General features: G+C 71.4%; 2 protein-coding genes. Both read right to left on the reverse strand.

Annotated features, from left to right (window positions below; translation table 11 throughout):
• On the reverse strand, positions 1-1,459 hold a 1,459-nt coding region (locus AQI88_RS42185; RefSeq protein ID WP_208616102.1), incomplete at its 3' end, for a type I polyketide synthase.
• Positions 1,460-1,498: 39 nt separating this feature from the next.
• The coding region (locus AQI88_RS42190) for an SDR family NAD(P)-dependent oxidoreductase (protein WP_159050604.1) at positions 1,499-4,073 on the reverse strand (2,575 nt) is incomplete at its 5' end.

Genomic DNA, 4,073 nt, shown 5'->3' on the forward strand with positions numbered 1-4,073 from the left:
GCTCGACCTCGTCAGCTGCTGCGTCCAGGGCAGCGGCCTCGGCCAACTCGTCGTCCTCGGTGGGGGCGTCCGCCTTCTCGTCGTTCTCGGCCGGGGCTTCCTCCAGAATGATGTGCACATTGGTGCCGCTCATCCCGAACGCCGACACACCGCCACGACGTACCCGGTCGTCCGCCGGCCACGGCTTCGCCTCGGTCAGCAGCCGTACTTCACCAGCGGACCAGTCCACGTGCGGTGTGGGCTCTTCTGCATGCAGCGTCGCCGGCAGCTGCTGGTTCTGCAGCGCCAGCACCATCTTGATCACGCCCGCCATGCCTGCGGCCTGCTGGGTGTGCCCGATGTTGGACTTCACCGACCCGAGCCACAACGGCCGTTCCTCCGGCCGGTCCTGGCCGTAGGTGGCGATGAGCGCCTGCGCCTCGATCGGGTCGCCCAGCGGGGTGCCCGTACCGTGCGCCTCGACCACGTCCACGTCACCGGCCGACAGCCGGGCGTTGGCAAGGGCCGCGCGGATCACCCGCTGCTGCGAAGGGCCGTTGGGCGCGGTCAGGCCGTTGGACGCACCGTCCTGGTTCATCGCGGAGCCGCGCACCACCGCCAGCACCCGGTGCCCGTTGCGGCGGGCGTCGGACAGCCGCTCCACGACGATGGCACCGGCGCCTTCGGCCACACCCATGCCGTCGGCCGAGGCCGCGAAGGTCTTGCACCGTCCGTCGGGAGACAGTCCGAGCGTCTGGCTGAAGTCGGTGAACAGGATCGGGGTGGCCGCCACGAACGCGCCCCCGACCAAGGCGAGCGAGCACTCACCGGATCGCAGCGCCTGGCAGGCCAGGTGCAGCGCGACCAGCGACGACGAACACGCCGTGTCCACCGTCACCGCCGGACCCTCCAGGCCGAACGTGTAGGACACCCGGCCGGACAGAATGCTCGTCGCGTTGCCGGTCATCACGTGCCCGTCCAGCTCACCCTGCCGGCCGCCGACCCAGCCGTAGCCCGACGCGGACGCGCCCGCGAACACGCCAGTCGCGGAGCCGCGCAGCGACACGGGGTCGATGCCTGCCCGCTCCAGGGCCTCCCAGGACACCTCCAGCAGCAGCCGCTGCTGCGGGTCCATCGACACTGCCTCGCGCGGGCTGATCCCGAAGAACCCCGCGTCGAACTCGGGCGCCTCGTAGATGAATCCGCCCGCCTGCACCTTGGCGCCGCCGGACTCGGGGTCGTCCGGGTCGCCGACGTGCCAGCCCCGGTCCTGCGGGAGCCCGGCGACCGCGTCCGTCCGTGTGGCCAGCAGGTCCCACAGTTGCTCAGGGCTGCGCACACCGCCGGGAAAGCGGCAGCTCATGCCCACAATCGCGATCGGCTCGTCGCCGGCCGCTTCCATTTCCTGCAGACGCTGGCGAGTCTCATGCAGGTTAGCGGTCACCCGCTTGAGGAAGTAGCGGAGCTTCTCTTCGCTCACTTACGTCACCTCGTCGAGGAAGTCGCGGCGTTCGCCGCGTCAGTAAATTCCAAGTTCTTTTCCGATAAAATCGAAGACTTCGTCGTCGGTTGACGATTCGAGCTTCTCCGCAACTCCGACCTCGGCGATCCGTTCCCGAGCCTCTTTCCACTTCGAAAGAACGACTTCGAGCCGGTTCGTAATCTGGGCGGAGTCCTCGTCGCCGGTCATCGCGGCGAGCATGCCTTCCAGCTTGTCCAGCTCTGCGAGCACAGGCTGGGCCGGGCTGGTGTCCTCGGCCTGGCTGGCCCTCAGGTAGCCGGCCAGTGCGGCGGGAGTGGGGTAGTCGAACAGGAGCGTGCTGGGCAGGCGCAGGCCGGTGGCCGCGCTCAGCCGGTCGCGCAGTTCCACCGCGGTCAGCGAGTCGGCTCCGAGGTCGCTGAAGGCCCGGTCGGCCTCGACCACTTCGACGCTGGCGTGGCCCAGGACGGTGGCGGCCTCGGCCCGGACCAGGTCGGTCAGCAGCCGGTCCTGTTCCGACCGGGACAGCCCGGCCAGTTGCTGGGCCAGCGCGCTGCCCGCCTCCGGGTCCGCCGGGCCGTTGTCGTCCGCCGTCGCGGCCAGGGCCTCGATGACCTCGGGCAGGCTCTCGATCAGCGGGCTGGGCCGCCGTACGGTGAACGGCGGCGCGAACCGCGCCCAGTCCACGTCCGCGACCGTCACCAGGCCGTCCCTGCCGTCGAGTACCTGTGCCAGAGCCTGGATGGCCTGTTCCGGTTCGAGCAGGTGCAGGCCGCGGCGGCGCATCTGAGCCGCGTCCTCCAGGTCGGTCATGCCGCCGCCGCCCCACGGGCCCCAGGCCACCGAGGTCGCGGTCAGCCCCCGGGCCAGGCGGTTCTCCGCCAAGGCGTCCAGGAAGGTGTTGGCCGCGGCATACCCGGCCTGCAGGCCGCTGCCCCAGGTGGCCGAGATCGAGGAGAACAGGACGAACGCGTCCAGGTCCAGGTCCGCGGTCACGCGGTCGAGGCTGACGGCGCCCGCGGCCTTGGCCGCCAGTACGGTGGCCAGTTCCTCCACCGAGGTCTCGTCCAGCGCCGTGGCCTGCGCCACGCCCGCGGCGTGCATCACCGCGGTCAGCGGCGGGCCACCGGCGCCGATCCTGGTGATCAGCGCGGTCAGCGCCGCGTCGTCCGCCGTGTCAGACGCGATCACCTCGACCTGTGCCCCGGCCGTGGCCAGCTCGGCCGCCAGCGCGGCCGCACCCGCCGCACCGGCTCCGGAACGGCTGGTCAGCACCAACCGCTGAGCACCACGGCCGGCCAGCCAGCGGGCCACATGCCCGCCGATCGCACCGGTTCCACCGGTGATCAGGACACTCCCGCGCGGCACCCAGGGCTCTGCGGAGCCGCGGGGCTGCGGGGCCCGGGTCAGCCTGCGGCCCAGGATCCCGGTCGAGCGGATCGCCACCTGGTCCTCACCGCACCCGGCGAGCACCGCGCACAGCCGGGCCGCGACCTGATCGTCGAAGTCGAAGTCGGAGCCAGAACCGGAGTTGGAGCCAGAACCGGAGTCGGAGTCGGACGGCAGGTCGATCAGGCCACCGCCGTGGTCGGGATGCTCCAGCGCGGAAACCCGGCCGAGTCCCCACGCCTGCGCCTGCACCGGGCTGGCCGGCACCTCGCCCGGCACGGCCGCGACCGCACCGCGGGTGAGAATCCACAGCGGCGCATGGACCGCCAGGGCGATCAGGGCCTGCACCAGTGTCTGGGTCCCGGCGAGGCCGTTCGCCAGCGTCGGGTGAGCAGGCAGCGGAGTCTCGTCCAGCGCCAGCAGCGATACGACGCCGAAGACCCCGCTTTCCGGAATCACCTTGCCGATCTGCGCGGCCATCCGCTCCTGGTCGGCAGTTTCCGTGGTCTCTACGACCACCACTTCAGCCCCTCGGGCGGCCAGCGCCCGCACACATCCCTGCGTCAGGACGTCGTCGGCCTGCCCGGCTGCGGTCACCAGCAGCCAGACGCCTGTCAGCACGGCGGGGTCGGGCTCGGCGACCGGCGCCCAGCTCACCCGGTAACGCCAGTTCGCGGTCACCGAACGGTCCCGCTCCTGACGACGCCACGACGCCAGCGCCGGGAGCACCTGGCTCAGATGCTGCTGGTCCTCGATGGCCAGCGTGTCGGCGATGTGCGCGAGGTCCCCGCCCTCGACCGCGGCCCAGAACTGCGCCTCGGCCACGGTGCTCGCACCATCGCCACCCGCGACCGTCCCCGCGGTCGGCAGCGACAGCACGCCCTTGGGCCAGTACCGCTCATGACGGAAGGCATACGTGGGCAACTCAACCCGCTGCCCAGTCGGCAACACCGCCGCCCAGTCCACGGACACCCCATGGACGAACGCCCGCGCCAGACCCGTCACCAGGCCCGTCACACCCTGCTCATCACGCTCCTTGCGTCGCTGAAGCGGAATGAACACGCCCTCATCGCTGCCGACACCGGCCACCGCGTCCGGACCCAGCGCCGACAAGGATCCGTCCGGACCGACCTCGATGAACACCGACACACCCTCGGCCGCCAACGCGCCCACCGCATCCGCGAACCGCACCGCCTGCCGCGTCTGCCCCGGCCAGTACTCTCCA

It is taken from the genome of Streptomyces cellostaticus, from assembly GCF_001513965.1.
GTDB classification, from domain to species: Bacteria; Actinomycetota; Actinomycetes; order Streptomycetales; family Streptomycetaceae; genus Streptomyces; species Streptomyces cellostaticus.